Consider the following 24,036-nt stretch of genomic DNA (forward strand, 5'->3'; position numbering starts at 1 on the left):
GAAGACGTCGGGGACCAGCTTCTTCACTGGGGTGCAGCCGGGAGCCACGGCGAACAGAAATCAAACCAGCCGCGCGTGTTGAGGCGAATGCCGTTGACGCCGGGCGGTGCGCTCACCTGATAATGATAATTAAACAGCGGCGTTAAAATGGCCTGCGACATTAAGCCGTGCAAAACCTGCTTTAATGCATGGCTACGCTGCTGGTCATCCGCATGCCGCTGGACGTGATCCAGCGTGTTGCTTAATCGGGTAAATGATTCATCACTGAGCAAGGCTGGCCACAGCGCATCGCAGCGCAGCCACTGTTCAAGCGCATACTCTGCCGACTCGCCGATAAGCCTGTCGCCCATAATAATATCCGCGTGTACCAGGTCAGGGCAGTCATTCCAGTTTTTGGCATCGTAGAAAATGAGTGTGAGTTCACAACCATGCGTCGCCATCATGGTTTTAAGTTGCTGCGCCATAATGTGCAGTTCAACAGGTAAATGGTACAGAAGTGTCAGTGCAGGCGGCAGCGGGGTTGCGTTATTTGTCCGGCCCCCGGGGATCGCCAGACCCGGTAAAAGCTCATTACTTGGGGTGATAAGCCCCTCCTCAAGCGGCAGCGTCTGCAACAGTGCTGTGCCGTGGATCATATCAATAACCCGCTGCGCCTGTGGTTGAGTTAACCGCGCGCTCTGGCGCAGCGCAAGATAGCAAAAGCCGAGACTGATACTGTTACTCACCGTGCGAAGCTGGCTTAACTCTTCTGGCTCGCCAATAGCAATTTGCACCGGGTGTCGGCAGCTGGTGCCGAGATCCTGCTCGAAAAGCAGGGGCGTTATCCAGTATTCAATGGCCTTTAACAGCGGATGCGCCAGATGATAGCGATCGTGGTTTTCGATGCGCACCAGCGCCGGCGTGAAGGTTTTCAGGCTAAACGGGCCGGTTCCTACCGTCGGATGCTGCGGATGGGCCAGCACGCTGCAGTAGCTGGCCAGCCGGTGCGCCAGCCAGTAATCAGGCCGATGCAGGATAAACGTCAGGCACTGCGTATGAGTAACCTCAATGCGGCTGACGCTGGCAAATAAACGGCGCAGGTCTGGCTGAGTCAACAGCATTTCCAGACGCGTCTGAAGCTGCCCGGTTGTGACCGCATCGCCGTTGTGCCAGTACAGCGTTGAACGGATGTAAAACCGCCAGCACAGGCCATCGTCTGACACTTCCCAGTGGTGGGCGAGATCGCCGTGCGGCTGCGTTGAATCCTGCGAAAATCGGGTGAGTCCTGAGAAAATTTGCCCGGCCAGATGCTGCTCCGCCCGTCCCGGCAAAAAGCCGGAATGTAGCGGCTCCAGCGGTCGATAATAGGGAATGCGCAGGGTAGGCGTATTGTTCTGCCACTGGCCGCCGAGAAAAGGATGCAATAGCGCGCGCAGTTCAACCGGTGCCAGTTGCGCCAGCTCAAGCGCATCATGTTGCTGGCCCTTATTTAAGGCCTGCTCCATCATCTGGTTACGCAGCGTGACGGGAGACACTAAAAATGTCAGCGTTCCGCGCTTGCCTCGTCCGGACCTTGCCTGCCAGTCCAGCCAGCCTGTTTCCTGCGCCTGGCGCAATAGCGTTCGCATATGCCTGTCGCTGCAAAAACAGAGTGCGGCCAGTTCGCCCATCGTCGCATCCTGCGGAGCACCGTCCGAGGCCTGCCAGAGTCGCTGGTACTGTTTTAGTCGGTTTAGCAATCGCATAAAAAACCCGGAACAATATTAATTAACTATTCACTATTACTTCCGTATATCTCAGCAGATACTTGAAGGCAAGTACAACGCATCGCAACCCGGAGAATAATCATGGTCAGGCTGGCTGCATTCGATATGGACGGCACATTACTGATGCCGGACCACCGTCTGGGAGAGGCAACGCTGACGACGCTTAAGCGTCTGCGCGATCGGGATATTACGCTGACGTTTGCTACCGGTCGTCACGCTCTCGAAATGCGGCAGGTGACAGGCGATCTGGCCCTGGATGCGTACTTAATTACCGGCAATGGAACGCGGGTCCATTCGCGGGAAGGCGAGTTGCTTTATCGGCAGGATTTGACTCCCGACGTTGCAGAAATCGTCCTGCACGGCCACTGGCAAACCGCGGCCAGTATGCATCTGTTTAACGACAGCGGCTGGTTTACGGATAAACCCGTTCCGCTTCTGCTTGAGGCTCACGCATTTAGCGGCTTTAGCTACCAGCTGTGTGATCTACAAGGCGTACAACCAGACTCCGTGACCAAAATCTGTTTCTGCGGTGAACATGACGATCTTTGTCGTTTACAGCTCCAGCTTCAGGATGCGCTGGGTGACCGGGCGCATCTCTGTTTTTCTGCGCTTTACTGTCTTGAGGTTCTGCCGCCAGGCTGCAATAAAGGTGCGGCACTTAAGGTGCTCAGTCAGCATCTGGGGATTGCGATGCAGGACTGCATGGCGTTTGGTGATGCGATGAACGACAGCGAAATGCTTTCAGGCGTGGGGCACGGGCTGATCATGGGCAATGCCATGCCGCAGTTGATTGACGATCTGCCCCACTTAGCGGTTATCGGACACTGCCAGACGCAGGCGGTTTCCCATTTTTTAACTCATTGGCTGGATTCTCCACATCTTCCTTATTCCCCCGAATAGCAAGACTTTTCCAGCAAGCCAGGCCCCGGGCCTGGCTTTTTTTATGCCGTTAACCGCGTAATTTTTGCCTTCCACGGCGTTACATCACCTATATTCTCTGAAACCCAGCGGGGATCATAATAGGTTTCCAGATAGCGCTCACCGCTGTCGCACAACAGGGTCACAATGGCGCCATGCTGACCCTGTTCACGCAATCTGGTCGCCAGCTGTAGCGCCCCCCACATATTGGTTCCGGTTGATGCGCCAACTTTACGTCCCAGCTGCGTTTCCAGCCAGTGGGCGGTGGCCACGCTTGCCGCATCCGGCACGCGCAGCATTTCGTCTACCACGTCCGGAATAAATGAAGGTTCCACCCGAGGACGACCAATTCCTTCAATCTTACTGCCAACAGCGCTGCGCAGGCTGGCGTCGCGGGTTTGCCAGTAATCCATAAAAACCGAGTTTTGCGGGTCAACCACCGCAAGCCGGGTAGCATAACCCTGACTGCGAATATAACGGCCAAGGGTCGCCGAGGTACCGCCCGTTCCGGCGCTCATGACGATAAAAGCGGGCACCGGATGCGGTTCATTTCTCATCTGGCGGAAAATGCTGTCGGCGATATTATTGTTGCCGCGCCAGTCAGTGGCGCGTTCGGCGAACGTGAACTGATCCATATAATGCCCGTTCAGCTCGTGCGCCAGCGTTTCGGAGGCGGCGTAAATCTCACAGGGACTGTCGACAAAGTGGCAGCGGCCGCCGTAGAACTCAATCTGTTCAATCTTGCGTCGGGCGGTGCAGGCGGGCATCACGGCAATAAACGGCAGCCCGAGCAGGCGTGCAAAATAGGCTTCTGACACGGCCGTGGAGCCGGAGGAGGCTTCAATAATGGGCGTTCCCTCTTTGATCCAGCCGTTGCACAGTCCATACAAAAACAGTGAACGCGCCAGCCGGTGCTTCAGGCTGCCGGTCGGATGCGTACTTTCATCTTTCAGATAAAGCGGAATGCCGGGAAACGCCGGCAGCGTCAGCCGAATGAGATGTGTATCGGCAGAGCGTTGATAGTCCGCGTTAATTTCGCTAATAGCATGATTGACCCAGCTACGGTTCATGATGGTTTTCCGTTTGTCATTTTGTGCCCAGAATAGCGAAAAGCACGGAAAAAATTGTTGCTATTTAGCCTTTAAATTACAATTGAAAGAGAAATATATTCTCCGGGAGAGGGCTGTGTTAGATAAAATTGACCGCAAACTGCTTTCACTGTTGCAGAAGGATTGCACCCTGTCTTTGCAGGCGCTGGCGGATGCCGTTAATCTGACGACCACACCCTGCTGGAAGCGGCTTAAAAAGCTGGAAGATGACAAGGTACTGCTGGGTAAGGTCGCGCTGCTGGACGCAGAAAAACTCGGACTGGGACTGACCGCATTTGTGCTGATTAAAACGCAGCATCATAGCAGTGAGTGGTATAACCAGCTGGTAAAAGTGGTCACTGAACTGCCTGAAGTGCTGGGCGTCTGGCGCATGGCGGGAGAGTATGACTACCTGATGCAGGTGCAGGTAGCCGATATGAAACGCTACGACGATTTTTATAAACGGCTGGTCAGCCGTGTGCCAGGGTTATCTGATGTCACATCAAGTTTTGCGATGGAGCAGATTAAACACACTACGGCGCTTCCCATCGACTAATTATCCGACGCTATTGTCGGCCCAATCGGAATTTCAGGACTTATCGCGTGCGATTATTTGCTCAATTAAGCTGGTACTTTCGCCGGGAATGGCGACGCTATCTTGGCGCGGTCGCCCTGCTGGTGATCATTGCGATTCTGCAACTTATTCCGCCTAAAGTGGTGGGAATTATTGTCGACGGCGTGACGCAGCGGCACTACAGCTCGGTACAGATCCTGCAATGGCTGGGTTTAATGGTGCTGATTGCGGTCGTAGTCTACCTGTTGCGCTACGTCTGGCGCGTACTGTTATTTGGTGCGTCTTATCAACTCGCTATTGAACTGCGCGAAGATTACTATCGTCAGCTAAGCCGCCAGCATCCGGAATTTTACCTGCGCCACCGCACCGGAGATTTGATTGCCCGTGCGACCAACGACGTCGATCGCGTGGTCTTTGCGGCGGGAGAGGGGGTGCTGACGCTGGTCGATTCACTGGTCATGGGTTGCGCAGTACTGATCGTGATGTCGACCCAAATTAGCTGGCAGCTTACGCTACTGGCGCTGGTGCCGATGCCGGTCATGGCCATCATGATCAAGCGTAACGGTGACCAGCTGCACGAGCGCTTTAAGCTGGCGCAGGCGGCATTTTCCTCGCTGAACGATCGCACTCAGGAGAGTATGACCAGCATCCGCATGATCAAAGCCTTTGGTCTGGAAGATCGTCAGTCGTCGCTGTTTGCCGCCGATGCCGCCGATACCGGGGCGAAAAACCTGCGGGTGGCGCGTATTGATGCGCGTTTTGATCCCACAATTTATATTGCTATCGGTACCGCCAATCTGCTGGCCATTGGCGGCGGTAGCTGGATGGTTATCAACAACACCTTAACCCTCGGCGAACTGACCAGCTTTATTATGTATCTCGGTCTGATGATCTGGCCGATGCTGGCGCTGGCATGGATGTTTAACATCGTTGAGCGTGGGAGCGCCGCCTACAGCCGTATTCGCGCCATGTTAGCTGAAGCCCCGGTAGTGAATGACGGGGATGAAACGCTGCCGCCGGAGCGTGGCACGCTGGATGTTGCTATTAACGAATTCCGCTGGCCAAAAGCGGCGCACCCGACCTTAAGCAGGGTTAACTTTACTCTTCAACCGGGACAGATGCTGGGCATTTGCGGGCCGACCGGCGCGGGGAAAAGCACGGTACTGGCGCTGATCCAGCGCCACTTCGACGTCGATCGCGGTGATATTCGTTTCCACGATATTCCGCTTCCTCGCCTGAAAATCGACGACTGGCGCAGCCGTCTGGCTATCGTAAATCAGACCCCGTTCCTGTTCTCCGATACCGTTGGCAATAATATTGCGCTGGGAAAACCCGGGGCAACGCAGCAGGAGATCGAGCATGTGGCGCGTCTCGCCAGCGTCCATGATGACATTCTGCGTCTGCCAAAGGGCTATGAAACCGAAGTGGGCGAGCGCGGCGTGATGCTTTCCGGCGGACAAAAGCAGCGTCTTTCCATTGCCCGGGCATTGTTGGTCGATGCAGAGATCCTCATTCTTGATGATGCACTGTCTGCCGTGGATGGTCGTACCGAGCATCAAATCCTGCACAACCTGCGCCAGTGGGGGGCGGGACGTACGGTAATTATTAGTGCGCACCGGCTGTCGGCCCTTACCGAAGCAGATGAAATTATCGTTATGCAGCACGGACACATTGCCCAACGCGGCAAGCATGAACACCTGGCTGCCGGGCCAGGATGGTATCGGGATATGTACCGCTATCAGCAGCTTGAAGCTGCGCTGGATGATGAGCCGGAGGAGGCCAGTAATGCGTAGTTTTGGACAGTTATGGCCGACCCTTAAGCGCCTGTTGAAGTACGGCTCACCGTGGCGTAAGCCGCTGACAATTGCCGTAACCCTGCTATGGGTGGCGGCGATTGCCGAAGTCAGCGGCCCGCTGCTCATTAGCTATTTCATCGATAACATGGTGGCAAAACGAACGCTGCCGCCAGGTCCAGTGTGTGGCCTGGCGGCTGCCTATATCGGATTACAGATGCTGGCCGCCGGACTGCACTATGCCCAATCTTTACTGTTTAACCGGGCGGCAGTGGGTGTTGTTCAGCAGCTGCGAACTGACGTTATGGATGCGGCCCTGCGCCAGCCGCTGAGCGCTTTTGATACCCAGCCTGTCGGCCAGCTGATTTCCCGCGTTACCAACGATACCGAAGTGATCCGCGATCTCTACGTAACGGTGGTGGCGACGGTCCTGCGCAGTGCGGCACTGGTCGGCGCAATGCTGGTCGCCATGTTCACGCTCGACTGGCGAATGGCGCTGGTCGCTATTTCCATATTTCCTGCGGTGATCATCGTCATGCTGATTTATCAGCGCTACAGCACGCCTATTGTGCGGCGGGTACGTGCCTGGCTTGCTGAAATCAACGATGGTTTTAATGAAGTGATTAACGGCATGAGCGTGATCCAGCAGTTCCGCCAGCAGGCGCGTTTTGGCGAGCGAATGCGCGAGGCCAGCTATGCGCACTACCAGGCACGAATGCAAACGCTGAAGCTGGACGGCTTTTTACTGCGTCCGCTGCTCAGCCTGTTCTCCGCGCTGGTGCTGTGCGGCCTGCTGATGCTGTTTGGCTTCACTTCTGTCGGCACCATTGAAGTTGGGGTGCTGTACGCGTTTATCAGCTATCTTGGACGACTGAATGAACCGCTGATTGAACTGACCACGCAGCAATCAATGCTTCAGCAGGCGGTGGTTGCCGGGGAGCGGGTGTTCGAATTAATGGATCGTCCGCGGCAGGAGTACGGTCAGGACGACCAGCCGCTGCGCAGCGGCACGATTGATATCGACGCGCTCTCTTTTGCCTATCATCAGGACCGTCTGGTTTTGCAGGATATTAATCTGCATGTTCCATCACGCAGTTTTATTGCGCTGGTGGGGCATACCGGCAGCGGAAAAAGTACCCTCGCCAGTCTGTTAATGGGCAACTATCCGCTGACGCAGGGGGAGATCCGTCTTGACGGGCGCCCGCTGGCCTCACTCAGCCATGCCACGCTGCGCCACGGGGTGGCGATGGTTCAGCAGGACCCGGTTGTTCTTGCGGATTCCTTCCTGACTAACGTCACGCTTGGCCGCGATATCAGCGAGGAGCAAGTATGGCAGGCGCTGGAGACGGTGCAGCTTGCCGAACTGGCGCGCGACATGAGTGACGGCATTCATACTCAGCTTGGCGAGCAGGGTAATAATTTGTCGGTCGGGCAAAAACAGCTTCTGGCCCTGGCGCGAGTGCTGATTGATACGCCGCAAATCCTGATCCTTGATGAAGCCACGGCCAATATTGACTCAGGTACGGAGCAGGCGATCCAGCTGGCGCTGGCGGCCGTACGTAAACAGACCACCCTCATTGTGATTGCGCATCGCCTGTCGACCATCGTTGAAGCTGATACCATCATGGTCCTGCATCGCGGGCAAGCCGTGGAGCAAGGAACGCATCAGGCGCTTCTGGCGAATAAAGGCCGCTACTGGCAAATGTATCAGCTTCAGCTTGCCGGAGAGGAACTTCAGTCCAGTGAGCAGGAGGGGCCGCTGACCGCCTGACGCACCACTTTTATGCACTCCCGCTACCAGGCGATGTCCTGGTGCAAAAGTTCACCGCACCCTGCACCAGCATGGTGCGTTTTTTTTGCCCGATGACAAATTGAATCCCGGTCACACTTTTTCCTGCTCACGCTACCCGCACCAAACGACTCCTGGCGCATGAAATCTATTTCTGGCACGCCGCTTGCTTTAGTTCACAGGTGGGCGCTGCGGCCATAACTGAATTCTGACTGGAGAGGATCTATGAAGCTGGTAACAGTGGTAATTAAGCCATTTAAACTCGAGGATGTGCGTGAAGCGCTCTCTTCTATTGGTATTCAGGGGCTGACCGTGACCGAAGTAAAAGGCTTCGGACGTCAGAAGGGACATGCTGAACTTTATCGTGGGGCAGAATACAGCGTTAACTTCCTGCCAAAAGTAAAAATCGATGTGGCTATTGCCGACGATCAGCTTGATGAAGTGATCGATATTATCAGCAAAGCGGCCTACACCGGAAAAATTGGCGACGGCAAAATTTTTGTCGCCGAGCTGCAACGCGTCATTCGTATTCGTACCGGCGAAGCCGACGAAGCGGCGCTTTAACGCCTGACACACAGTGATAGGGAACGAGAAAATGAAGATAGCAACGATCAAAACGGCTCTGGGTACGGTGGCGCTATTACCTGGCCTCGCGATGGCGGCACCGGCAGTGGCAGATAAAGCCGATAACGCATTTATGATGATCTGTACCGCGCTGGTGTTGTTTATGACCATTCCCGGCATTGCTCTGTTTTACGGCGGCCTGATCCGCGGTAAAAACGTGCTGTCGATGCTGACTCAGGTGATGGTGACATTCGCCCTCGTCTGCGTACTGTGGGTGATTTACGGTTACTCGCTGGCCTTTGGCGAAGGCAATAACTTCTTCGGCAACTTCAACTGGGTGATGCTGAAAAATATCGAACTGACCGCAGTGATGGGCAGCTTCTATCAGTATATTCACGTCGCGTTCCAGGGCTCTTTTGCCTGTATTACCGTGGGGCTGATTGTCGGTGCGCTGGCTGAGCGTATCCGCTTCTCTGCGGTACTGATTTTTGTTGTCGTGTGGCTGACGCTGTCCTACATTCCGATTGCGCACATGGTCTGGGGCGGCGGTCTGCTTGCATCGCACGGCGCGCTGGATTTTGCCGGCGGTACGGTAGTTCACATCAACGCGGCAATTGCCGGGCTGGTGGGTGCTTACCTGATCGGCAAACGTGTCGGTTTTGGTAAAGAAGCGTTCAAACCCCACAACTTGCCGATGGTATTTACCGGTACGGCGATCCTGTATGTTGGGTGGTTCGGTTTCAACGCCGGTTCAGCCAGTGCGGCCAGCGAAATTGCCGCGTTAGCTTTCGTTAACACCGTAGTGGCAACCGCAGCGGCTATTCTGGCATGGGTGTTTGGCGAGTGGATCACCCGTGGTAAACCGTCTCTGCTGGGCGCCTGTTCCGGTGCTATCGCCGGGCTGGTTGGCGTAACGCCTGCCTGTGGCTATATCGGTGTCGGTGGTGCGCTGATTGTCGGTCTCGCCTCGGGGCTGGCAGGGCTGTGGGGTGTTACGATGCTTAAACGCATCCTGCGGGTTGACGATCCGTGTGACGTATTTGGGGTTCACGGCGTATGCGGCATTGTCGGCTGTATTCTGACCGGTATCTTTGCCGCGACATCGCTCGGTGGTGTTGGCTATGCAGAGGGCGTCACCATGGGCCATCAGGTGCTGGTGCAGCTGGAAAGCATCGGTATTACCATTGTCTGGTCAGCGGTTGTTGCCTTTATTGCCTATAAACTGGCCGATATGACCGTTGGACTGCGCGTACCGGAAGAGCAGGAGCGCGAAGGGCTGGATGTTAACAGCCACGGCGAGAATGCGTATAACGCCTGATAATAATAATGCCGGGTGGCATATCGCTACCCGGCTTTTTTATTTAGACATGATTACGGTTACGCATTACCCCTTCCTGCACCGTTGAAGCCACCAGAATCCCATCCTGAGTATAAAACTCACCGCGAACAAAGCCGCGTGCGCTGGAGGCAGACGTGCTTTCTACACTGTACAGCAGCCAGTCGTTCATCGTGAAAGGCCGGTGGAACCACATAGAGTGATCGATAGTGGCAACCTGCATCCCTTTTTCCAGAAAACCGACGCCGTGCGGCTGAAGCGCTACCGGCAGGAAATTGAAATCTGATGCGTAGCCCAGTAGATACTGATGGACGCGTAAATCTTCCGGCATCGGGCCATTGGCACGCATCCACACCTGGCGGGCGGGTTCTGCAACGTGGCCTTTTAGCGGGTTATGAAACTCAACCGGGCGGATCTCCAGCGCCTTTTCGCTGAGAAATTTATCTTTGACCTGCGGCGGCAGGAGATGCGCGAGCGAAAGCGCAATGTCGGTTTCTGATTTCAGCGAGTCCGGTGCCGGAGCAGGCGGCATCGTTTTTTGATGCTCATAACCCGATTCAGGCGCCTGAAATGACGCGGTCATATAAAAAATGGGCTTACCGTTTTGCACGGCAGCAACGCGGCGAGCGCTAAAGCTGTTTCCATCGCGTAAAACTTCAACGTCATAAATAATCGGCTTTTCACTGTCGCCGGGACGCAAAAAATAGCTGTGAAAAGAGTGCACCAGGCGTTCTTCCGGCACGGTTTCTTTCGCGGCATAGAGCGCCTGACCTACCACTTGTCCGCCGAAAACCTGGCGCAGACCCAAATCCTGGCTCTGACCACGAAATAACCCTTCTTCAATTTTTTCCAGATTTAATAATGCCAGCAGATTGTTCAGCGCCTGACTCATAGCTTTCCTCACGTAAATAGCAGCCTGTAGCGTCCATTATAACGCAGAAAGGCAAGTGGTCCGATGGGTGCGAAAATCTGATTAACGGCCTGATTCCAGGCAAAAATAAGTGACTTGTGCCACACTTACTCACGTTGTCTTTCTGTTAACCACTCATCTGGTGGGAATCAATCTCGCAGTGCATAGCGTAAAAGGAGAACGTAATGAAAGTCGTGCACATGTTAAGTGGTATTGCCGTAGTGGTAGCGCTGTCGGCCTGTGCGGATAAAAGCGCAGATATTCAGACCCCAGCGCTTAATCCCAGTACGTCGGGTGTAGCTTCAAAAGCGGTTATTAAGCAGCCGAATGTTTCCGGTACAGTATGGATCCGTCAGAAAGTGGCTTTACCGCCTGACGCTGTCCTGACCGTGACGGTTTCCGATGCGTCACAGTCTGATGCGCCATCAAAAGTGATCGCGCAGAAAGCCGTACGTACCGACGGTAAACAGCCGCCGTATAGCTACTTGCTGCCGTTCAATCCATCAGATATCAAGCCTGATGCCCGGATCCTGCTGAGCGCAGCGATTACGGTCAACGATAAACTGGTCTTTATTACTGATGGCGTGAAACCTGTAATCAACCAGGGCGGCACTAAAGTCGACCTGACGCTGGTTCCGGTTCCACAAACGGCCGTGCCGATCCAGTCCAGCGGTGGTGCAGTAACGACGGTTCCGTCTACGTCGCCAACGCAAGTGACCCCGTCATCAGCTGTTCCGGCTCCGACGACCTGGTAATACACGTTATACCGCCCTCATCATCACGGGTGAGGGCGGCTTAAAATACCCACCGATAATGCTGCATGTCGATTTGCCCACTCCCGGATACCGCCACGCCTTCTGCCAGGAGTGCCTCTCTTTGCCGCTGAAGATCCGGCCCGGTCAGTGAAATAGCGCCGTGTCGATTAACCACTCTGTGCCAGGGTAAAGATGAACCTTCCGGTAAGCGTCTGAGCACGCCACCTACCTGACGCGCTGCTCGCGGCGATCCGGCCAGACGTGCAATATCGCCATAGGTCGTCACGTACCCTTCGGGTATCGCCGCCACAATTTGCCAGACGCGATGAGGGAATGAGTCTTCTGGATACATGCCTGCTCCTTAAAATGATGTCAGGGCTAGCATAAGCGGCGCGGGGAAGGGTGGAAAGCAGGAAAATAACCGGCTTGTGCAATAAACCAGCATACGATTGCCGGTAGCTTGCAATTGCCGGGCACAGCAGTGATAATGCGCCTGCGCGTTGGTTACAACGCTCTCAATGGGGGCCCTGTTGGTTCTCCCGCAATGCTACTCTGTTTACCAGGTCAGATCCGGAAGGAAGCAGCCAGAGCAGATGACGTGTGTGCCGGGATGTAGCTGGCAGGGCCCCCACCCAATTCTGCATTACCTCTTTTTCATACCCCCTCATTTCGTTATCGGCTTCTTGTCGTTTTTATCTCTGGTATCGTTAATCGTCCTGAAAAATACGCGTCATTCTTCTGTCATACATCCTGGACACAATAATAATTCGAGGAGTTTCAGGACCCGCGTCATCAATGGACTGAAAAAATATCACGTTATAGATTGCCGATAAGGAAAGCGTTGCCCATGTCCACTGTCGTATTGAATGTCAAAATTGAAGAGACGCTAAAAGATAAACTTCGCCAGTATGCAGAGGCGAATAATGACAACTTAAGCACGGCAACGGAGAAATTGCTGCTGTCGGCGTTTGAATTAACCTATGACGCTGAGGTGTCGGAAGACGAAATTGACAATCAGCATATTGAAGAAGATACCCGCCCTTTCACGTCTAAAGAAATCAAAGCATTACGCAAAATTCTGAAGAAGAGAAAATGAAATCACAGATCTCAGTCGCACGTAGCTGTAGCGAGGCGTATGCGCTGTTGCGTTCAGGCTATGTTAAACAAGTGCGTCTCAACTGGAATGTTGGCAGCGATGAGTTTTTTCGTATCGCCTCAGACTGGTGCGAGACGGGGGCGAAAATTAAAAAAGAGGGCGGACGATTTATCATCTCGCTGAAAGGATTTCCGATCCCTCCTCAGCAGTAATAAAACGGTTATGCTTATCACCTTAATGTGAAATCATCTGCGGTCATAATGACGCAAACAAAAATAGGTTTTCCACCTCATTAGGTTCAGGGATGATATTCACGGCGGGCTTCTCCCCGCCGCTGTTTTTTTAGCTTTCCGGGCGGTGCAGATTCTGTTCGGCCCATGCCATAAACGCATTCTTCTCAAGCGCCTTACTATAAAGCCAGCCCTGTCCGTACTCTACGCCGCGCTCGCGCAGCCATGCGGCCTGTTGTGGCGTTTCAATTCCTTCTGCCACTGTCTTAAGATTAAGCGTTTGCGCCAGCCTGATGATATGGGGTGTAACCTGATTATGTTCCACCGTTTCCACGAAAAATTTATCGATTTTAAGCGTATCGGCCTCAATTCCATGTAGATAGCTCAGGCTGGAGAACCCCGTGCCAAAATCATCAATATAAACAGGATGACCGCTTTCCCGATAACGCGCAATCGCCGGGGCACTGACATTTAGATCGGTAAAACTGCGTTCAGTCAGTTCAAGGGCAATCTGCTCCGGCGCTATCCTCCAGCGGGCGACACGTTGCGCAATAAGCACTGGAAGCGTCGTTGAATGCAGATCGTTGGCTGAAATGTTAATCGAGACATAATATTGCGGATGCTGTTGCAGCCATGGGCCTAAATCAGAGAAAACGCGCGCTACAATCAGCTCAGTCAGCGACGTCATTAATCCGTTTTGCTCTGCCAGCGGGATAAAAATATCCGGGGCAAGGAAAGTGCCGTCGGGCTGCGGCCAGCGGGCGAGCGCTTCAGCACCAACAATACGCTCATCGGTTAACGAGACAATGGGCTGATAGTGAACAATAATTTCCCGCGAGCGAATGGCGTTCTGTAAAAGCTGGTGAGGAGAGCGAAGATGACGCAGTACGCGCCGAATAAGCCAGGCGGATAGCATACTGATAGTAGCCCCAAACGGGAGCCAGTAGAGTAGCTGATGATGCCAGCCCTCATCCAGAGGGAGCGTTGAAGCCCAGGTCACTGTTGCGATATTAAGTTTCGGATAACGATTAATATTGTATATCACGTCATTATGCCGGAACTGTGTTTTGTTAGTGCTTAAAGCCTGCGCCCAGACTTCTTGCGCATGTGGCGACGTACTGGCGACGATCGCATTATTTTTGAGCCCAATGAGCGCTATATTAATCGGCCACTGCCCGTAGGGGAGAACATCGATTAAGGATTCAGGATCGACTATGACGACATAGTTGGCGCTACCCAGCCCCGCCATACTACGATCGATTCCGATATCGTTTTTGGTCGTCAGCCAAACTTGATAGCCCTTTGATGTCAGAGCCTGCGAAGGTGGGAACTGTTTGCCGACTTTCATTTCTTCAAACGAAGAGCATAGAGGCTCGAGATCGTGAAAGTAGAGCACTTCCTGAATATATCGATGACTATAAGAAACCTGACGCATCTCCAGTAGATGCTCGCGGCTGCACGGCGCAAGTTTACTTGATTTCAGTTGTTCAAGCGCCTCTTCAGCCTGCGTAGCAACCATTTGACTGCGGAGCATGACCTGCCTGGAAACGTTTTCAAGTTCAGCCGTAAAGGCCTGGCTGGCATTTTTATGCGCCATCCAGATGCTCAGGCTGACCGGTAATAATGCGGTAAGGATCAAGATGCCGGTAATAACCACGATCGGATGCCGGGTTTGCATAATGACTTTTCCTGTGGGCATAAATGGCGTGGTAGCGGAATACGATATTCTGCAAATAATAGCGCTGGATAGAAGAAGATACCTTGATTTTATTCAGTAGACAAAAGTCATAAAAAGAGCGAGTAACAAAATACTGTCCTGATGCTAATCCTCTTGATCTTTAGTCTCGGCCAGGTTACCTTAATGTTATGTTATAACATAATGAATGAGGCTGTTATGAAACCGGACATTCACCCCTACTATCGTACCGTGGTATTCCACGACACCAGCGTGGACGAGTATTTTAAAGTAGGCTCGACCATTAAAACCGATCGTGAGATCGAGCTCGAAGGCGTTACCTATCCTTATGTGACGCTCGACGTCTCGTCAGCTTCTCATCCGTACTATACCGGCAAGCAGAAGACCCTGAGTAATGAAGGCAGCGCCGCGCGTTTCCAGCAGCGCTACGGCCGTTTTATTGGCGCTAAAAGGAGCTAAAACATGCAGGTGCTTAACTCGTTACGTAGCGCCAAACAGCGCCATCCTGATTGTCAGATAGTCAGACGAAAAGGGCGGCTGTACGTTATCTGCAAAACAAATCCGCGCTTTAAAGCGGTGCAGGGACGTAAAAAAAGACGCTAAGCGCGCAGACTTTGTAGCGTGCGCTTTTGTTTGCCGTCGGCAGTAAAGTTGTCGGCGGCAAGCCAGGCCCGCAGTGCGCAGTCGACCTGCGGCCATTCACTGTCAATGATTGAAAACCAGTCGGTATCCCGATTATGGCCTTTTACCACCAGCGCCTGACGAAAGCGTCCCTCATAATGAAAACCCAGCCGCTGTGCCGCCTGGCGCGAAGGCGCGTTCAAACTATTGCACTTCCACTCGTAACGTCGATAGCCGAGCGTGTCGAAAACATACCTCATTAGCAGCCAGTGAGCTTCGGTAGACATCGGCGTCTGGCTGAGCCGCGGTGAAAAATGCACGTGTCCCACCTCAATGACACCGTTTTTACTATCCACCCTCATCAGGGCAAACACGCCCACTGCGCGAGCCGTACGCCGATCGATAATGGCGAAATAAATCGTGTCATGTAGAGTACAGTTGTCGTCGACCCACTGCTGGTAAGCCGTTTCACTGGTTTCCGGTTCGCGCATTAACCACGTCCAGCCCCGCGTATCTTCAGCGCTCGCATAGGCAGAAAACAGATCGCTGGCGTGATCCTGCCTCAACGGCTCAAGCCGACAATAATGTCCCTCAAGGGTAATACGTTGTGGATACGGCCGCTCCTGCCAGTCGGGCAGAGCGCGACCTACCGGCTGACCAAATTGATTTAACTCGCTCATCGTAAACTCCTTCAATGACTGGTGGCGTAAGCGTAAGCTGATTGTGGATCCATAAAAAGGACCAGCCGGTCAGTTTTCAATAGTGCCACGATAGTGAGGGGAACGTGAATATTCCGGATGAGGCGTTGTATGGCTTCCTGCGAAATGCGCTGGACGAACGCGGCGCGCAGACGCGCCAGCGTGTGCTATATCATGCATTGCAGGCTGCTTCGGAACGTTCAGTAAAACCCTGTTTCCCGCATTACGCATTGGTTTTATGGTGCTGCCATCCGCGCTGGCCGGGGCGGTAAATCCTGTTATTGCCTCATTATTGCGCGGTGGACATCGCGCTGAGCAACTGGCGCTGGCGCACTTTATAGAGGAAGGGCATTACGCCCGTCATTTAGCCGCTATGCGACGGCTTTATCGCAAACGTCAGCAGGCGCTACGCGACGCGCTGGCAAGTGAAATGCGCGTTGTGCATCAGGTGCGGGGCGGTAAAGGGGGGCTGCATTTGACCGTTATTCTGAAGGGCGTCAATGATTATGCCATTGTCAGGCAGGCCCGCCGTTATCAAATAGCGCCGGGCGCACTAAGTCGTTTATATCTTGATCCCGCGACGGCTCAGCACGGGTTAATCCTCGGCTACGGAAATACGCCGGCCTCGCTCTACCCAGGCGCAATACGCACGCTTAACCGGCTGATTGAGCAGACTCCGCGCGGGCAAGCGTAAAAATATCATAGAAAGAGAGGTCGCCTTTTGTTGCGATCATTTTCTGTAACTGCGCTTTATACGGTGCCTCCACGCGCGGAGAATTCAAAATACTGTTGATCAACGGCTCGGGAGCAAAGCGTGTGTTGTACCATTCACCGTTAAAACAGACGCGAAAATCCAGCACATCAATATCTTCATAGCGATAGCGAGGATTGACGTCGAAAAAGAAAAAAGCGTTGAACAAAATAAACAGAACCACCAGCAGCCAGACGGAGTCAGCCAGCGTTTCTGAGCGCAGCATAACCACCAGCGTGGCAAACCAGGCGATATACATGCCGATGAACAGGCCGGGGTGGTTACGAATAAAACTGATGCTAAAGCGCGGGCGATTGTCGCGCTTTTCGCGGGCATTGAGTTCGTCAATAGTGTTGGTCAGCAGTCGCCGTATTTCTGTCATGATGAGCCTTTATTCTTCTACATACGCAGGGAAACACCCCATTTTAAGTTGTAATAAAGACAACAAAAAGTAACAGATCAGTTGCGAAAAAGCATAACAGTTACGCCGGAATGGATTTGATTACCCGCGCCGGGTTTCCACCCACCACCACGTTGTCCGGCACATCTTTCACCACAACCGCGCCGGAGGCAATCACCACATTGTTACCGATAGTCACGCCGGGATTGATTACTGCACGGCCGCCAATCCAGACGTTATCACCGATGGTCACCGGCTTACCCAACTCAAGACCGCTATTTCGTTCTTGCGGATCCAGCGGATGTGTTGCCGTGTAGATATGCACGCCGGGAGCCAGCATACAATTATCGCCGATGTAGATAGGGCACACGTCCAGCATTACGCAATCGAAATTGGCATAGAAGTTCGCACCAAGATGGATATTGTAGCCATAGTCACAGCGAAAACTGGGTTCGATATACGCACCTTCGCTCTTACCCAGCAGATCTCCCAGTAACGCCGTGCGGACGCCGCGTTCATCGGGATCGGTATGATTATAACGATGGATTAAATGCCGGGCGCGCAGACGCTCTGCTTTTAATGTTTCATCCCCGGGGCGATAAAGCTCGCCGGCGATCATTTTGCGTTTTTCTTCACTCATAGGGCACTCCCGTTAGCACGTGTGGCTACCTTAATGGGTATCCATGCTACAGGGAACGTTCCCTATCACTAAGTGTGATGCAAATCTCACTTAATAGCGGTAAAAGATAAAGGGGCGCGTAACGTAGTTCGTATCCTGAAAATTAATAAAGTATTAGCGAATAAATTTCCATACGGAAGGTGGGATTTTATCGTAAAGTTTATTCATGGTCAGTTCGGCAAGACGATGATCGGCGGCTGAGTAAAATACCGCCAGTTCATTATCTGACAATTCATATTTATTTTTTTCAATGACACGTTCGAGGGTGTCGATTGTCTGACAGCGCCTCAAACGCATCAAATAGTCAGTCTTGGTTAATGCCTTGTCAGTCATAGATGTACCTTGTTGATTGTTATCGTTTTAGCAGGAGAGGCTAACCGGATTAGCCTGACTCACATCGCTGAAACTGTGAAACAGGTTATTACCGGATTTACGCCACTTCTGTAAATCCTGGGTGCTAATGCCATAGTTACTGAACAACATAAAAGTGTCGTCCAGATATTCATCAATTTGCGTAACCAAATTATTATCTTCGCTGTACTTAATTTTATAATTAAGTGCAAAAGCAGCAATATGTTCGATAAGCTCATTTAACTGAAGGTTGATCGCCGAAGTGGGATCGTTAACCCAGCCATGACTGCTCTCATCAAGGTTGGCAATACACTCATGATACAGGTTTTCACAGAGAAATTTAAGCTGTGCGATATCGTGTCTTTTTGGCGAGTATTCGTCCATAACGCATCCCCTTATAAATGTTTTAAACACCTGCTAGCGAACACTGTTTGGGGTGGATACAACTCACTAACCTGAAGTCTACGTTCATTCCTGATAACCTAACTATAATCTACTCTTAAACAGATTTCACCGCTCTGGAACGAAAAATTACAATTCTGACATTTTAATACTTTTTTATGGCGCATTACACAAAGTGATGAAAGATCATTTAAAAGCGGTTTAAGAAAAGGATTATTTCACGCATATTTTTGCTGGTACAGGCTTGTCGCTATAATGAAAATCATAATGACCAGGAAATTTCTTAATATAAAGCGTGACGCTTTTCCTTTATTTGTCAGACATAAAGAATAAACCGTAAGTTCGGTGCAGACCACCGCAGCATGAAAAAGGGCCGCAAATGCGGCCCTTGATGAGTATCACTACTCGTGGTGCTTAACCGGATGGCTATGCTCCACATCTTCGCTTTTGCGACTAAAGCGGCGGCGAACCACCACAAAGAATACCGGAACAAAGAAGATGGCCAGAACGGTAGCCGTTACCATCCCGCCCATTACGCCTGTCCCGACCGCATTCTGTGCACCGGAGCCTGCGCCAGAGCTGAGCACCAGCGGCATAACCCCGAGGATGAATGCCAGCGAGGTCATCAGAATGGGACGCAGACGCATACGTACCGCGTCCATCGTTGCCTCTACCAGACCCTTACCTTCTTTCTCCATCAAGTCTTTGGCAAATTCCACAATCAATATGGCGTTCTTCGCCGACAGACCGATGGTGGTTAACAACCCAACCTGGAAGTACACGTCGTTGGTCATACCGCGGAACGTTGCCGCCAGTAGCGCACCGATCACCCCGAGCGGTACCACCAGCATTACTGAGAACGGGATGGACCAGCTTTCGTACAGCGCTGCCAGACACAAGAACACCACAATCAGCGAGATAGCATACAGGGCAGGGGCCTGGTTACCCGACAACCGCTCCTGATAAGACATCCCCGTCCAGTCGTAGCCGATACCGGTAGGCAATTTACTCGCCAGCTCCTGCATCAGGTCCATCGCTTCACCGGTACTTTTACCGGCCGCCGCTTCACCGAGGATTTCCATTGATGGCAGACCGTTGTAGCGTTCCAGTCGCGGTGAGCCGTATTCCCAGTGGGTGGTGGAGAAGGCCGAGAACGGCACCATCTGACCATCACTGCCGCGAACGTACCAGTTATCAATATCGCTCGGCAACATACGGTATTTCGCCTGCGACATGACGTAAACTTTCTTCACGCGACCACGGTCGATGAAGTCGTTAACGTAGCTGCCGCCCCAGGCTGCGCCCAGCGTCGTGTTGATATCGGTAATCGACACACCCAGCGCCTGCGCTTTTTCCTGATCGATATCGATTTTGAACTGCGGCGTATCTTCCAGTCCGTTCGGACGCACGCCGGTCAGTACATCAGGATGTTTAGCCACTTCGCCCAGCAGCTGGTTACGCGCCTGCGTCAGTTTCTCATGGCCTAAACCGCCCTGGTCGATCAGCTGGAAGTCGAAGCCGGTTGCCGTACCCAGTTCAACAATTGCCGGCAGGTTAAACGCAAACACCATCGCATCTTTAATTTGCGAGAAGGTGCCCATTGCACGACCGGTGATCGCCGCTACTTTATTTTCATCGCCCGGTCGATCGCCCCAGTCTTTCAGCGAAACGAAGGCAATACCGGTATTCTGGCCACGGCCGGCAAAACCAAAACCGTTAACCGCAAACACCGACTGAACGTTAGCTTTTTCTTTGGTGAGGTAATAATCCGTAACCTCATCCAGCACCTTCTGCGTACGCTCCTGCGTTGCGCCTGCGGGAAGCTGGGCCATCGTCAGGAATACGCCCTGGTCTTCATCCGGCAGGAACGAGCTTGGCAGACGAACGAACAGAAACGCCATCCCCGCCACGATAATGATATACAGCAGCAGATAACGACCGGTGCTGCGCAGAATATTGCCTACGCTATCGGTATAGTGATTGGTGCTCTTATCAAACGTACGGTTAAACCAGCCGAAAAAGCCTTTCGTATTGCCGTGACCGCCTTTCTCAATCGGTTTAAGCATTGTGGCGCACAGTGCGGGCGTCAGGATCAACGCGACCAGCACGGAGAGAGCCATCGCAGAAACGATAGTAATCGAGAACTGACGGTAAATGGCCCCGGTAGAGCCGCCGAAGAATGCCATCGGAATAAATACCGCTGACAGCACCATTGCGATACCGACCAGCGCGCCCTGAATTTGCCCCATCGATTTACGCGTGGCTTCTTTAGGCGGTAATCCCTCTTCGGCCATTACGCGCTCGACGTTCTCCACTACCACGATGGCATCATCTACCAGCAAGCCTATCGCCAGTACCATCCCGAACATGGTGAGGGTGTTAATCGAGTAACCAAACGCCGACAGAACCGCAAAGGTCCCCAGCAGAACCACCGGCACCGCGATCGTTGGGATCAGCGTGGCGCGGAAGTTTTGCAGGAACAAGTACATCACCAGGAATACCAGGATGATCGCTTCAACCAGCGTTTTTACCACTTCGTGAATAGAGATTTGCACGAACGGAGTGGTGTCGTACGGGTAAACAATCTTCATCCCCGACGGGAAGAACGGCTCCATTTTTTGCAGTTCTGCACGGATGGCGGTCGCGGTATCCAGCGCATTCGCGCCGGTCGCCAGTTTGATCCCAAGACCCGAGGCGGGCTGACCGTTAAACTTAGCGATCACGTCGTAGTTCTCGCCGCCAAGCTCGATCACCGATACGTCTTTCAGGCGAACCTGAGAACCATCCGGATTGACCTTCAGCAAAATTTTGCCGAACTCATCCGTCGAGGTCAGACGCGTTTGGGCAATAATTGAGGCGTTCAGCTGCTGGCCTTTAACCGGCGGCGTTCCCCCCAACTGACCCGCCGCGACCTGGGCGTTCTGGGCTTTAATCGCGCTAATAACATCAACCGGCGTCAGCTGGAAGTCATTCAGTTTATTCGGATCCATCCAGATACGCATGGCGTACTGAGAACCGAATAGCTGAACGTCACCCACACCGGACGTACGGCTGATCACATCTTTCATGTTAGCCGCAACGTAGTCGGAGATATCTTCCTGCGTCATGGTGCCGTTGGTATTGATAACCCCGACAACCATCAGGAAGCTGCTTGACGACTTCTCAACGCTCACGCCCTGCTGCTGCACTTCCTGCGGCAGTAACGGCATTGCCAGCTGCAATTTGTTCTGCACCTGAACCTGAGCGATATCCGCATCCGTACCGGACTCAAAGGTCAGGGTGATCTGTACTGTACCGGTGGAGTCACTGGTAGAGGACATGTACATCAGGTTGTCGATGCCGTTCATATTCTGCTCGACAACCTGCGTTACGGTGTCCTGCACCGTCTTCGCATCTGCGCCAGGATAAGTCGCGGAAATCGTAACCGCAGGCGGGGCAATGGTTGGATATTGCGCCACCGGCAACTTGAGGATCGCGAGTCCCCCGGCCAACATGATGATGATCGCGATGACCCATGCAAAAATGGGGCGATCGATAAAAAACTTAGCCATGTCTTAACGGCTCCTGTTTAAATTATGACTTAGGTTGTTCTGACTGAGCGGCGTCCGGCGCTGGCTCTTTTTTGTCAGCAGTCGCTTCCTGGGCTTTAACCTGAGCGCCCGGACGCACTTTTTGCAGACCTGTCACAATCACGCGGTCGCCGGTCTTTAAACCGTCAGTCACCAGCCATTTATCGCCAATTGCCTGTGCCGTTTTGATCTGGCGAACTTCAACTTTATCGCCTTCACCAACGACCATTGCCGTTGCGTCACCGCGCGGCGTACGGGTAACGCCTTGCTGAGGAACCAACAGCGCATCAGGGTTAATCCCTTCTTCCAGACGCGCACGGACAAACATTCCCGGCAGCAGAGCTTCGTCAGGATTAGGAATAATGGCGCGCAGCGTAATAGAGCCGGTCGTCTGATCAACTGAAACATCCGAAAACTCCAGCGTACCGGTCTGGGCATACGCTTTACCATCAGAACCGATAACCTGTACCTTCGCTTTGCCGTTCTCCTGCTTCAGCGTGCCGTTGGCCATTTCCTGACGTAGACGCAGGAAATCATTGCTCGACTGTGTGACATCAACATAAATCGGGTCCAGCTGCTGCACGGTTGCCAGCGCGTTAGTCTGTCCATTCTGGACCAGCGCACCTTCGGTCACGGCAGATTTACCAATACGACCGCTGATAGGAGCCGTTACTTTGGTATAGGCGAGGTTAATGCGTGCGGTCTCTACTGCCGCTTTAGCGGCAACCACGGCTGCATTCGCCTGCTGATAATCTGCCTGCGCGGTATCGAAATCCTGCTTGCTGATATATTGTGTACCGATCAACTTCTGATAGCGATCAACGGTAACCTGAGCAATTCTTGCCGCTGCCTGCGCTTTGGCCAGATCCCCTTTCGCACTTTCGTATGAAGCCTGGTAGGTGGCTGGATCAATCTGATAAAGCGAGACACCTGCTTTAACATCGCTACCTTCAGTAAAGTTACGTTTCAGGATAATACCGCTAACCTGAGGACGAACTTCCGCAATGCGATATGCGCTGGTGCGGCCCGGTAACTCGGTTGTTATTTGTAGAGGTTCAGATTTGAGCGTGACGATACCGACTTCCGGCATCTGCTGGGCTCCTTGTTGTTCCTGTTTGTCGTCACATCCTGTTAGCGCTAAGCTGCCTGAAAGCATCAGAACGACCGCCAGAGGCGTAAACCCTCTGTTTTTGTTCATAAGTAAACCTCAAGTGTCCGATTTCAAATTGATCGATAGCACACGCTATCAACCCATTGCTGCGTTTCTATTATCGTCGTGCTATGGTACATACATTCACAAATGTATGTAAATCTGACCTCTGTAAATTCACCTGCTTATGGCACGAAAAACCAAACAACAAGCACTGGTAACACGTCAACATATTCTTGACGTCGCGATGCGTCTGTTTTCGCAGCAGGGCGTTTCTGCAACCTCGCTGGCTGAAATTGCCAAATCAGCAGGGGTGACGCGCGGTGCCATCTACTGGCATTTCAAAAACAAATCTGAACTATTCAGTGAAATATGGGAATTATCAGAGTCCAGCATTGCCGACCTCGAGGTTGAGTATCAGGCAAAATTCCCTGACGATCCACTGTCCGTGCTACGAGAAATATTAATTTATGTTCTCGAAGCGACGGTGATAGTCGAGCGGCGGCGCTTAATGATGGAAATAATCTTCCATAAATGTGAGTTTGTGGGTGAAATGGCGGTGGTTCAACAGGCCCAGCGTAGTCTCTGCCTTGAGAGTTACGATCGGATTGAACAAGCGCTAAGCCGTTGTATGGTATCAAAAATGCTGCCCGAAAACTTGCTCACTCGCCGCGCCGCGATTCTGATGCGCTGCTATATTTCCGGCATTATGGAAAACTGGCTTTTTGCGCCGGACTCGTTCGATCTTAAAAACGAAGCGCGAGACTTCGTTGCCATCCTGCTGGAAATGTATCAGCACTGCCCGTCGCTGCGCGCCCCCACCGCCTGATACCCACTATTTTTCCAGGGGATGCTACTCTGCCTTCCGGCGGCGTGATATTCTTCGCCCGCACCCATCCCCGGTACAACCGGTTTATTAAT

General features: G+C 52.8%; 24 protein-coding genes, 1 other RNA gene and 1 pseudogene. 14 read left to right on the top strand and 12 right to left on the bottom strand.

Annotation, left to right across the window (positions count from 1 at the left end; all coding sequences use genetic code 11):
- Window positions 1–23: 23 nt before the first annotated feature.
- A complete protein-coding gene (locus tag AC791_RS07375; protein WP_049839830.1) occupies window positions 24–1,724 on the bottom strand; it encodes an SgrR family transcriptional regulator in 1,701 nt (566 codons plus the stop codon).
- Window positions 1,725–1,826: 102 nt separating this feature from the next.
- Here AC791_RS07375 and cof point away from each other — a divergent pair, with 102 nt between their 5' ends.
- Complete coding sequence (gene cof / locus AC791_RS07380) at window positions 1,827–2,645, top strand: HMP-PP phosphatase (RefSeq protein ID WP_049839831.1); 819 nt, start codon at window positions 1,827–1,829, stop codon at window positions 2,643–2,645.
- A gap of 41 nt (window positions 2,646–2,686) precedes the next feature.
- Here the strand turns inward: cof and AC791_RS07385 are convergent, their stop codons facing one another.
- On the bottom strand, window positions 2,687–3,733 hold the full coding sequence (locus AC791_RS07385) for a PLP-dependent cysteine synthase family protein (RefSeq protein WP_049839832.1): 1,047 nt from the start codon (window positions 3,731–3,733) through the stop codon (window positions 2,687–2,689).
- A gap of 115 nt (window positions 3,734–3,848) precedes the next feature.
- On the opposite strand from AC791_RS07385, the gene AC791_RS07390 reads away from it, so the two are divergent.
- From AC791_RS07390 to amtB, 5 genes are all read left to right on the top strand, one after another.
- Complete coding sequence (locus AC791_RS07390; protein WP_049839833.1) at window positions 3,849–4,307, top strand: Lrp/AsnC family transcriptional regulator; 459 nt, start codon at window positions 3,849–3,851, stop codon at window positions 4,305–4,307.
- Between the two features lie 47 nt (window positions 4,308–4,354).
- A complete protein-coding gene (locus AC791_RS07395; protein ID WP_049839834.1) occupies window positions 4,355–6,118 on the top strand; it encodes a SmdA family multidrug ABC transporter permease/ATP-binding protein in 1,764 nt (587 codons plus the stop codon).
- Complete coding sequence (locus AC791_RS07400) at window positions 6,111–7,889, top strand: SmdB family multidrug efflux ABC transporter permease/ATP-binding protein (protein WP_049839835.1); 1,779 nt, start codon at window positions 6,111–6,113, stop codon at window positions 7,887–7,889. The genes AC791_RS07395 and AC791_RS07400 overlap by 8 nt, the downstream gene beginning before the upstream one ends.
- 243 nt (window positions 7,890–8,132) lie before the next feature.
- Window positions 8,133–8,471 carry a P-II family nitrogen regulator gene (gene glnK / locus AC791_RS07405; protein ID WP_025861672.1) on the top strand — a complete coding sequence of 113 codons (339 nt, stop codon included), beginning with the start codon at window positions 8,133–8,135 and terminating at the stop codon, window positions 8,469–8,471.
- 31 nt (window positions 8,472–8,502) lie between these two features.
- Entirely contained in the window at window positions 8,503–9,789 is a 1,287-nt protein-coding gene (amtB, locus tag AC791_RS07410) for an ammonium transporter AmtB (RefSeq protein ID WP_049839836.1), read from the top strand.
- 43 nt (window positions 9,790–9,832) lie between these two features.
- Here amtB and tesB read toward each other — a convergent pair whose 3' ends face one another.
- Window positions 9,833–10,699 (bottom strand): acyl-CoA thioesterase II, encoded by an 867-nt coding sequence (gene tesB / locus AC791_RS07415; protein ID WP_049839837.1) that lies wholly within the window; start codon window positions 10,697–10,699, stop codon window positions 9,833–9,835.
- Between the two features lie 203 nt (window positions 10,700–10,902).
- On the opposite strand from tesB, the gene AC791_RS07420 reads away from it, so the two are divergent.
- On the top strand, window positions 10,903–11,472 hold the full coding sequence (locus AC791_RS07420; protein WP_049839838.1) for a YbaY family lipoprotein: 570 nt from the start codon (window positions 10,903–10,905) through the stop codon (window positions 11,470–11,472).
- 40 nt (window positions 11,473–11,512) lie between these two features.
- On the opposite strand, the gene AC791_RS07425 is transcribed toward AC791_RS07420, so the two are convergent.
- Window positions 11,513–11,824, bottom strand: coding sequence for an MGMT family protein (locus tag AC791_RS07425; protein ID WP_049839839.1), 312 nt, complete (start codon window positions 11,822–11,824; stop codon window positions 11,513–11,515).
- A 176-nt stretch (window positions 11,825–12,000) separates the two neighbouring features.
- Here AC791_RS07425 and ffs point away from each other — a divergent pair.
- The 3 genes from ffs (at window position 12,001) to AC791_RS07435 (ending at window position 12,780) form a co-directional block, all read left to right on the top strand.
- Window positions 12,001–12,097: signal recognition particle sRNA small type (gene ffs, locus AC791_RS19655), an RNA gene on the top strand.
- 222 nt (window positions 12,098–12,319) lie between these two features.
- Window positions 12,320–12,568, top strand: a complete 249-nt coding sequence (locus AC791_RS07430; protein ID WP_049839840.1) for a hypothetical protein — start codon at window positions 12,320–12,322, stop codon at window positions 12,566–12,568.
- Window positions 12,565–12,780: a hypothetical protein gene (locus AC791_RS07435; protein ID WP_049839841.1), complete on the top strand. Its 216-nt coding sequence runs from the start codon at window positions 12,565–12,567 to the stop codon at window positions 12,778–12,780. The genes AC791_RS07430 and AC791_RS07435 overlap by 4 nt, the downstream gene beginning before the upstream one ends.
- Before the next feature lie 130 nt (window positions 12,781–12,910).
- Here the strand turns inward: AC791_RS07435 and AC791_RS07440 are convergent, their stop codons facing one another.
- Window positions 12,911–14,476 carry an EAL domain-containing protein gene (locus tag AC791_RS07440; protein ID WP_049839842.1) on the bottom strand — a complete coding sequence of 522 codons (1,566 nt, stop codon included), beginning with the start codon at window positions 14,474–14,476 and terminating at the stop codon, window positions 12,911–12,913.
- Window positions 14,477–14,692: 216 nt separating this feature from the next.
- Between AC791_RS07440 and AC791_RS07445 the strand changes: the two genes are divergently transcribed.
- Together AC791_RS07445 and ykgO are read left to right on the top strand one after the other, a co-directional pair.
- Window positions 14,693–14,953 (top strand): type B 50S ribosomal protein L31, encoded by a 261-nt coding sequence (locus AC791_RS07445; protein ID WP_049841563.1) that lies wholly within the window; start codon window positions 14,693–14,695, stop codon window positions 14,951–14,953.
- Between the two features lie 3 nt (window positions 14,954–14,956).
- Window positions 14,957–15,097: a type B 50S ribosomal protein L36 gene (ykgO, locus tag AC791_RS07450; protein ID WP_016537667.1), complete on the top strand. Its 141-nt coding sequence runs from the start codon at window positions 14,957–14,959 to the stop codon at window positions 15,095–15,097.
- Here the strand turns inward: ykgO and AC791_RS07455 are convergent.
- Window positions 15,094–15,795 carry a GNAT family N-acetyltransferase gene (locus AC791_RS07455; RefSeq protein ID WP_049839843.1) on the bottom strand — a complete coding sequence of 234 codons (702 nt, stop codon included), beginning with the start codon at window positions 15,793–15,795 and terminating at the stop codon, window positions 15,094–15,096. The genes ykgO and AC791_RS07455 overlap by 4 nt on opposite strands.
- Window positions 15,796–16,006: 211 nt before the next feature.
- On the opposite strand from AC791_RS07455, the pseudogene AC791_RS07460 reads away from it, so the two are divergent.
- A pseudogene (locus tag AC791_RS07460) lies at window positions 16,007–16,507 on the top strand (aminotransferase class I/II-fold pyridoxal phosphate-dependent enzyme); the annotation flags it as partial.
- On the opposite strand, the gene AC791_RS07465 reads toward AC791_RS07460, so the two are convergent.
- From AC791_RS07465 to acrA, 6 genes are all read right to left on the bottom strand, one after another.
- A complete protein-coding gene (locus AC791_RS07465; RefSeq protein ID WP_049839844.1) occupies window positions 16,467–16,946 on the bottom strand; it encodes a YlaC family protein in 480 nt (159 codons plus the stop codon). The pseudogene AC791_RS07460 and the gene AC791_RS07465 overlap by 41 nt on opposite strands.
- Window positions 16,947–17,046: 100 nt before the next feature.
- Complete coding sequence (maa, locus tag AC791_RS07470) at window positions 17,047–17,604, bottom strand: maltose O-acetyltransferase (RefSeq protein ID WP_049839845.1); 558 nt, start codon at window positions 17,602–17,604, stop codon at window positions 17,047–17,049.
- Window positions 17,605–17,757: 153 nt separating this feature from the next.
- Window positions 17,758–17,976 carry an HHA domain-containing protein gene (locus tag AC791_RS07475; protein WP_049839846.1) on the bottom strand — a complete coding sequence of 73 codons (219 nt, stop codon included), beginning with the start codon at window positions 17,974–17,976 and terminating at the stop codon, window positions 17,758–17,760.
- A gap of 27 nt (window positions 17,977–18,003) precedes the next feature.
- Window positions 18,004–18,378, bottom strand: coding sequence for an Hha toxicity modulator TomB (gene tomB / locus AC791_RS07480; RefSeq protein ID WP_049839847.1), 375 nt, complete (start codon window positions 18,376–18,378; stop codon window positions 18,004–18,006).
- Window positions 18,379–18,797: 419 nt separating this feature from the next.
- Window positions 18,798–21,947: a multidrug efflux RND transporter permease subunit AcrB gene (acrB, locus tag AC791_RS07485; protein ID WP_049839848.1), complete on the bottom strand. Its 3,150-nt coding sequence runs from the start codon at window positions 21,945–21,947 to the stop codon at window positions 18,798–18,800.
- Window positions 21,948–21,969: 22 nt separating this feature from the next.
- Window positions 21,970–23,163, bottom strand: a complete 1,194-nt coding sequence (acrA, locus tag AC791_RS07490; RefSeq protein WP_049839849.1) for a multidrug efflux RND transporter periplasmic adaptor subunit AcrA — start codon at window positions 23,161–23,163, stop codon at window positions 21,970–21,972.
- Window positions 23,164–23,302: 139 nt separating this feature from the next.
- Here acrA and acrR point away from each other — a divergent pair, with 139 nt between their 5' ends.
- Window positions 23,303–23,944 carry a multidrug efflux transporter transcriptional repressor AcrR gene (gene acrR, locus AC791_RS07495; protein ID WP_049839850.1) on the top strand — a complete coding sequence of 214 codons (642 nt, stop codon included), beginning with the start codon at window positions 23,303–23,305 and terminating at the stop codon, window positions 23,942–23,944.
- Window positions 23,945–24,036: the final 92 nt, after the last annotated feature.

The sequence above is a fragment of the Klebsiella sp. RIT-PI-d genome (assembly GCF_001187865.1).
GTDB lineage: Bacteria > Pseudomonadota > Gammaproteobacteria > Enterobacterales > Enterobacteriaceae > Superficieibacter.

Coding starts and splice junctions, on each gene's coding strand:
- AC791_RS07455 (WP_049839843.1), bottom strand. CDS start 15,795: ATGAGCGAGTTAAATCAATTTGGTCAGCCGGTAGGTCGCGCTCTGCCC.
- AC791_RS07430 (WP_049839840.1), top strand. CDS start 12,320: ATGTCCACTGTCGTATTGAATGTCAAAATTGAAGAGACGCTAAAAGAT.
- AC791_RS07440 (WP_049839842.1), bottom strand. CDS start 14,476: ATGCAAACCCGGCATCCGATCGTGGTTATTACCGGCATCTTGATCCTT.
- AC791_RS07385 (WP_049839832.1), bottom strand. CDS start 3,733: ATGAACCGTAGCTGGGTCAATCATGCTATTAGCGAAATTAACGCGGAC.
- maa (WP_049839845.1), bottom strand. CDS start 17,604: ATGAGTGAAGAAAAACGCAAAATGATCGCCGGCGAGCTTTATCGCCCC.
- tomB (WP_049839847.1), bottom strand. CDS start 18,378: ATGGACGAATACTCGCCAAAAAGACACGATATCGCACAGCTTAAATTT.
- acrR (WP_049839850.1), top strand. CDS start 23,303: ATGGCACGAAAAACCAAACAACAAGCACTGGTAACACGTCAACATATT.
- AC791_RS07400 (WP_049839835.1), top strand. CDS start 6,111: ATGCGTAGTTTTGGACAGTTATGGCCGACCCTTAAGCGCCTGTTGAAG.
- AC791_RS07465 (WP_049839844.1), bottom strand. CDS start 16,946: ATGACAGAAATACGGCGACTGCTGACCAACACTATTGACGAACTCAAT.
- amtB (WP_049839836.1), top strand. CDS start 8,503: ATGAAGATAGCAACGATCAAAACGGCTCTGGGTACGGTGGCGCTATTA.
- AC791_RS07375 (WP_049839830.1), bottom strand. CDS start 1,724: ATGCGATTGCTAAACCGACTAAAACAGTACCAGCGACTCTGGCAGGCC.
- AC791_RS07475 (WP_049839846.1), bottom strand. CDS start 17,976: ATGACTGACAAGGCATTAACCAAGACTGACTATTTGATGCGTTTGAGG.
- acrA (WP_049839849.1), bottom strand. CDS start 23,163: ATGAACAAAAACAGAGGGTTTACGCCTCTGGCGGTCGTTCTGATGCTT.
- AC791_RS07445 (WP_049841563.1), top strand. CDS start 14,693: ATGAAACCGGACATTCACCCCTACTATCGTACCGTGGTATTCCACGAC.
- acrB (WP_049839848.1), bottom strand. CDS start 21,947: ATGGCTAAGTTTTTTATCGATCGCCCCATTTTTGCATGGGTCATCGCG.
- ykgO (WP_016537667.1), top strand. CDS start 14,957: ATGCAGGTGCTTAACTCGTTACGTAGCGCCAAACAGCGCCATCCTGAT.
- AC791_RS07420 (WP_049839838.1), top strand. CDS start 10,903: ATGAAAGTCGTGCACATGTTAAGTGGTATTGCCGTAGTGGTAGCGCTG.
- cof (WP_049839831.1), top strand. CDS start 1,827: ATGGTCAGGCTGGCTGCATTCGATATGGACGGCACATTACTGATGCCG.
- glnK (WP_025861672.1), top strand. CDS start 8,133: ATGAAGCTGGTAACAGTGGTAATTAAGCCATTTAAACTCGAGGATGTG.
- tesB (WP_049839837.1), bottom strand. CDS start 10,699: ATGAGTCAGGCGCTGAACAATCTGCTGGCATTATTAAATCTGGAAAAA.
- AC791_RS07435 (WP_049839841.1), top strand. CDS start 12,565: ATGAAATCACAGATCTCAGTCGCACGTAGCTGTAGCGAGGCGTATGCG.
- AC791_RS07425 (WP_049839839.1), bottom strand. CDS start 11,824: ATGTATCCAGAAGACTCATTCCCTCATCGCGTCTGGCAAATTGTGGCG.